This window comes from Nocardioides sp. (assembly GCF_035697785.1).
In the GTDB taxonomy this organism is placed as follows: Bacteria; Actinomycetota; Actinomycetes; order Propionibacteriales; family Nocardioidaceae; genus Nocardioides_B.
In genome coordinates this window covers 1-5,879 of the sequence record NZ_DASSCL010000120.1, presented here as the reverse complement: position 1 = coordinate 5,879, position 5,879 = coordinate 1, and the positions used below count along the sequence as shown (strand labels likewise).

At 69.8% G+C, this 5,879-nt stretch carries 5 protein-coding genes; 2 read left to right on the top strand and 3 right to left on the bottom strand.

The features are described 5' to 3' along the window. Both VFH10_RS12785 and VFH10_RS12780 read right to left on the bottom strand, forming a co-directional pair. The coding region (locus VFH10_RS12785) for an ABC transporter permease (protein ID WP_325129103.1) at positions 1-2,499 on the bottom strand (2,499 nt) is incomplete at its 3' end. 30 nt (positions 2,500-2,529) lie between these two features. Next, positions 2,530-3,309 (bottom strand): ABC transporter ATP-binding protein, encoded by a 780-nt coding sequence (locus VFH10_RS12780; RefSeq protein WP_325129105.1) that lies wholly within the window; start codon positions 3,307-3,309, stop codon positions 2,530-2,532. A gap of 215 nt (positions 3,310-3,524) precedes the next feature. Here VFH10_RS12780 and VFH10_RS12775 point away from each other — a divergent pair, with 215 nt between their 5' ends. Both VFH10_RS12775 and VFH10_RS12770 read left to right on the top strand, forming a co-directional pair. Beyond that, entirely contained in the window at positions 3,525-4,163 is a 639-nt protein-coding gene (locus VFH10_RS12775; protein ID WP_325129101.1) for an alpha-ketoglutarate-dependent dioxygenase AlkB, read from the top strand. Positions 4,164-4,211: 48 nt separating this feature from the next. Beyond that, positions 4,212-4,514, top strand: coding sequence for a hypothetical protein (locus VFH10_RS12770; protein WP_325129099.1), 303 nt, complete (start codon positions 4,212-4,214; stop codon positions 4,512-4,514). 246 nt (positions 4,515-4,760) lie between these two features. Here VFH10_RS12770 and groEL read toward each other — a convergent pair. Next, a partial coding sequence (gene groEL / locus VFH10_RS12765) for a chaperonin GroEL (protein WP_325129097.1) occupies positions 4,761-5,879 on the bottom strand: 1,119 nt, incomplete at its 5' end.

Here is a 5,879-nt window from a genome sequence, read left to right as displayed (position 1 = left end):
GGCGCGGCGGGCGGGGAAGACCGCGGCGAGTACCCCGATCACCAGTGACAGGACGAGGAACACGACGAGCTGGGTGCCCGGGACGCTGAAGACCTGGAGCCCCTGGTCGCGGACCGCGTACATCAGCGCGATCCCGAAACCGATGCCCAGCACGACGCCGAGGGTGGCGCCCAGCAGCGAGATCACGACCGACTCCAGCGTGATCATCCAGCGGAGCTGCGCGCGGCTCACGCCGACGGCTCGGAGCAGGCCCACCTCGCGGGTGCGTTCGATGACCGACAGCGCGAGCGTGTTCACGATGCCGAGGACCGCGATCACCAGCGCCAGCCCGAGCAGCGCGAAGATGATCCGCACGAACTCGTCGATCGGCTCGCGCTGCTCCTGCGCGAACTGGGCCTCGTCCTTCACGGTCACGACCGGCAGGTCCGCGACCAGGCTCTCGAGCCGGTCCTGGAGCCCCGTCGCTCCCGGCTCGGCCATCACGATGACCGCGTTGTCGGACTGCGGGAAGCCCGCGCGTTCGAGGGTGTCGTTGGTGGTGAGGATCGGGAAGAACACGAGCGGGTTGTCGTCGTACGTCCCGACCACGCGGTAGCTCTTGCGCCCGTTCGGCATCTCCAGCGTCACGTCGTCGCCGATCCCGACGCCCTCGTCGTCCGCCCAGGTCTGCTTGAGCATCACGGTCCCGTCGGCGAGGTCGGTGGCCTCGCCGCTGATCATGGTCAGGTTGAGGCCGCCGACGTCCTCGGGGTCGGTCGCCGCGAGGCCTTGCCTGTCGCCGTCGCGGGTGGCGATGGCGTAGCGCTCGCGGATCACGTCGCGCACGCCGTCGACCTCCTCCATCCGGTTCGCGATCGAGGTCGAGAACGGCCCGCCGAAGACGTTGCTCACGATGTAGTCGCCGATGAAGTTCTCCGACACGGACTTGTCCACGCTGGCCTTGGCGGAGTCGCCGACGATCGCCATCGTGAAGGCCAGGGTGAGGCCGATCATCAGCGCCGAGGCGGTGGCCGTCGTACGCCGCGGGTTGCGCAGGGCGTTCTGGCCGGCCAGGTTGCCGACCGTGCCGAACAGCCGCCGGTAGAGCGCCCGGGTCAGCCCGAGGAAGGGCCTGCAGATCACCGGGCTCGCCGACGCGACGCCCAGCAGGATCGCCAGCACGCCACCGCCGGTGAACCAGCCGCCGCGCGGCACCTCGGTGAACAGACCCAGGTAGAGCGCGACGAGCCCACCCACGATGAGCACGATGCCGAGCAGCAACCGGCGGTGCAGGGAGGTCTCCGGCATCGCGACGTCGTCGCGCAGGGCCTGGACCGGTGCTATCCGGGTGGTTCGCCGGGCCGGCAGCCAGGCTGCTGTCATCGTCACCACCACGCCGACGGCGTACGCCGCCAGCACCGTGCGCGGCGAGAAGATCAGCGGCTGGCCCGACAGGTCGAGCCCGACGTTCGCGAAGAGGCTGCGGATGCCCATCGCGAGCAGCACCCCGAGCCCGAGCCCGATCGTCGAGCCGAGCACGCCGAGGACGAACGCCTCGAGCTGCACCGACCAGGCGACCTGCCGCTTCGAGGCGCCGAGGGCGCGCAGCAGCGCCAGCTCCCGGCTGCGCTGCGCCACCAGGATCGAGAACGTGTTGACGATCAGGAAGCTGCCGACCACCAGCGAGATGCCGGCGAAGATCAGCAGGAAGGTGCTGATGAAGGAGATCGCCTCGACCAGGTCGCTGGCCGCCTCGTCGGCCGCCTTGTCACCGGTCACCGCCTCGTAGCCGGCGGGAAGGGTCGCGGCGACGTTGTCGCGGAGCTCCTCCTGGCTCACGCCGTCGGCTGCGGTGACCCAGGCGTCGTTGAACTCGTTCGCGCCGCCGACGAACAGGTCCTGCGCGGTCTGGGTGTCGAAGATCGTGATGGTCGCGCCGTTGGTCGAGCCACCGTCGCCGAACGCGGCCAGCCCCACGAGCGTTGGCCGCTGCACCGCCTGCGCGCCGGAAGTCACCAGGTGCACGGTGTCGCCGATCTCGTAGCCGGCGCGCTCCGCCGTACCCTCGTCGATCGCCACCTCGCCCGCAGTCGTGGGCACGTCACCCTCGGTGATGGCGAGCCCCTCGAGACCGTTGGCGGCAGGAGCGTCGTTCCAGTTCACGCCGATGCCGGGAGCGCCTTGCCCGCCGATGACCTTGCCGTTCTCCCCGACGACGAAGACCCCGAACGAGGTCACGTTGCCGTCGGCCCGCTCGGCTCCTTCGACGCCGGCGAGGTCGTCGACGAGCGAGGCGGGCATAGTCTGGGTGGTTGGTGACCCGTCGTCGCTGGTGGCTCCGACGGGACGTACGACGACGTCGCCGACCGAGGACGCGAAGATCGCGTCGAACGACCGGCTCAACGTGTCGGTGAAGATCAGGGAGCCCGCCACGAAGGCGACTCCGAGCACGATCGCGAAGGTGCTCATCAGCAGGCGCAGCTTGCGCCCGAGCAGTGACTTCCAGGCAGCCTTGAACATGGCGTTTCCTTCTCCTGTCGCGGCCGACGCTCAGTCCGGCACGCCGGCGAGCTGCACCGCTTCGAGCTGCCGGGCGTCCATGCGGGTCATGTGGTCGAGCACGGCCTCACGGTCGGGCTCACGCATCTCGTCCACCACCTTGCCGTCGGCGAGGAAGACGACGCGGTCGGTGAAGGCCGCGGCGACGGGGTCGTGGGTGACCATGACGATGGTCTGGCCGAACTCGTCGACGGAGCGGCGCAGCAGGGTGAGCACCTCGGCGCCCGATCGCGAGTCGAGGTTGCCGGTCGGCTCGTCGGCGAACACGATCGACGGACGGCTCGCGAGTGCCCGGGCGACCGCGACGCGCTGCTGCTGGCCGCCGGAGAGCTGGTTGGGCCGGTGGTCGAGCCGGTCGCCGAGGCCGACCGTGTCGATGACGGTGCGGTACCAGTCGGCGTCGGGTTTGCGACCCGCGATCGACAACGGCAGCAGGATGTTCTCCTCCGCCGTCAGGGTCGGCACCAGGTTGAACGACTGGAACACAAACCCGACCTGGTCGCGACGCAGCCGCGTCAGCTCCTTGTCCTTGAGCCGGGAGAGGTCGGTGTCGCCGATGAAGACCGACCCGCTGGTCGCGGTGTCGAGCGCCGCGCAGCAGTGCATCAGGGTCGACTTGCCCGACCCGGACGGCCCCATCACCGCGGTGAACTCACCGCGGTGGATGTCGAGCGTCACGTCGTCGAGGGCGACCACCTGGGCCTGCCCGGATCCGTACGTCTTGGTCAGGTTCTGCACGCGTGCGGCCGGACCGTTGCCCGCCGTCGTCATGTCCGTCACGACTGTTCCCTCTCCTGAGCGCGGCCGTCCCGGCCGCCTGTGTTCTCCCTGAGAAACCTATGAGGACGAGCCGTTATGCCGACACCGGATTAACGCCCTCTTGACCCTGGTTCGCCCCTGAGCCACCCCTGACCCGTCCAGACCATCGTCCCAGGCCCGGCCGAGGGGTACTAGAACATGTGTTCGAATCGACGTACCCTCGGACCATGATCGTCGACTTCCAGACCTCGCTGTTCGACGAGGCCGGCGCAGAGACCGCCCCCGTCGTGGGTCCGCTCGCCGGGTCACTGCTGCGACACCACCTCGACCGGGGTGCCTGGGTCGACGCGCGCCCCGGCTGGGTGCGTGGTGCCGACGAGCTGTTCGCCCGGCTGGTGCGCGACGTCCCGTGGTACGCCGAGCGTCGGCAGATGTACGACCGGGTCGTCGACGTGCCCCGCCTGCTCCGGTTCTACGCCGCCCACGAGGAGCTCCCCGACCCGCTGCTCGCGCAGGCCCGGGACGCCCTGAGCCGGCACTACGCAGCCGAGCTCGGCGAGCCCTTCACCACCGCCGGCATGTGCTACTACCGCGACGGCCGCGACAGCGTCGCCTGGCACGGCGACACCATCGGGCGGTCGAGCACCGACGACACGATGGTCGCGATCCTGTCCCTGGGCGACACCCGTCGGCTCTCGTTGCGGCCCCGGCTCGGGGGCCGGTCGATCGGCTTCGACCTCGGCCACGGCGACCTGCTGGTGATGGGTGGGTCCTGCCAGCGCACCTGGGAGCACGCCGTGCTCAAGACGTCGCGCGCCGTCGGCCCGCGGATCAGCATCCAGTACCGTCCGCACGACGTCCGCTGACCCAGCCGGGCCATTCTCAACGGCCCGGGACGCGCCTACCGTCGAAGGGTGCTCACGGCGTGGGCCCGCCGCGGTCAGGTCGCCCTCGGGGCGCTCTACCTCGCCCTCGGCACCGTCGGCAGTGCCGGATCGGCCGAGACGATCCTGTTGGTCGCCGGCGGGCTGCTGGTCCTGATCGGCGCATCCGGCGTCGTCCAGTCTCCGCTCACGACCTGCGCCATGGTCTGGGGAGGCGGCGTCCTCGGGTTCGCCCCCACCATCGGCACCGTCGTCGTTCCCCTCGTGGCGCTGTTCGTCCTCGACGCCACCCTGGTGGACACCGGCAACCGCCTGAAGGCACGCGCGCCCTGAGCCTGCAACGCCGAGGAGTCACAAACTCAGCCCTCTGGTCGGCGTGTCGGTGCACAGGTGACCCCTCGGTCGATGGCCGGGCGTTGCGTCGACGTGCCCGGCCGCGTTCCTGACGCCGGGTGACCGGCGAGGAGGCGGCGTTGCTCCGCGGGCCCACATACACACCAGCAGGGCCCCCACCGAAGCGGAGGCCCTGCTGTTGGTGCTGTGCGGTGGTCTCGACGGGCTCGACCAGCCGCGGGTGGGTCAGAAGTCCATGCCACCCATGCCACCGGAGGGGTCGCCACCCATGGGGGCGGCCTTCTCCGGCTTGTCGGCCACGACGGCCTCGGTGGTCAGGAACAGCGCGGCGATCGACGCGGCGTTCTGCAGCGCCGAGCGGGTCACCTTGGCGGGGTCGATGATGCCGGTGGCGATCATGTCGACGTACTCGCCGGTGGCCGCGTTGAGACCGTGACCGGGGGTCAGGTTGCGCACCTTCTCCGCCACGACGCCGCCCTCGAGACCGGCGTTGATCGCGATCTGCTTGAGCGGGGCCTCGGAGGCGAACCGCACGATCGCGGCACCGGTGGCCTCGTCACCCTCGAGGTCCAGCTTCTCGAACGCGATGTCGGTCGCCTGGACGAGAGCGACGCCACCACCGGCGACGATGCCCTCCTCGACGGCAGCCTTGGCGTTGCGCACGGCGTCCTCGATGCGGTGCTTGCGCTCCTTGAGCTCGACCTCGGTCGCCGCGCCCGCCTTGATGACCGCAACACCGCCGGCCAGCTTGGCCAGGCGCTCCTGCAGCTTCTCGCGGTCGTAGTCGCTGTCCGACTTCTCGATCTCGGCGCGGATCTGGTTGACCCGGCCGGTGATCTGGTCCTGGTCGCCAGCGCCCTCGACGATGGTCGTCTCGTCCTTGGTGACGACGACCTTGCGGGCGTGACCGAGCAGGTCGAGCTCGGCGGTGTCGAGCTTGAGGCCGACCTCCTCGGAGATGACCTGGCCACCCGTGAGGATGGCGATGTCGCCGAGCATGGCCTTGCGGCGGTCACCGAAGCCCGGAGCCTTGACGGCGACGGACTTGAAGGTGCCGCGGATCTTGTTGACCACGAGGGTGGACAGGGCCTCGCCCTCGACGTCCTCGGCGATGATCGCCAGCGGCTTGCCCGACTGCATAACCTTCTCGAGCAGCGGGAGCAGGTCCTTGACCGTGGAGATCTTGGAGTTGACCACGAGCAGGTAGGGGTCGTCGAGGACGGCCTCCATGCGCTCGGGGTCGGTGACGAAGTACGGCGAGATGTAGCCCTTGTCGAAGCGCATGCCCTCGACGAGGTCCATGTCCATGCCGAAGGTCTGCGACTCCTCGACGGTGATGACGCC

What these genes read in the sequence shown, in the direction of transcription:
- VFH10_RS12775 (WP_325129101.1), top strand. Translation starts at nt 3,525, where the DNA reads ATGATCGTCGACTTCCAGACCTCGCTGTTCGACGAGGCCGGCGCAGAG.
- VFH10_RS12780 (WP_325129105.1), bottom strand. Translation starts at nt 3,309, where the DNA reads ATGACGACGGCGGGCAACGGTCCGGCCGCACGCGTGCAGAACCTGACC.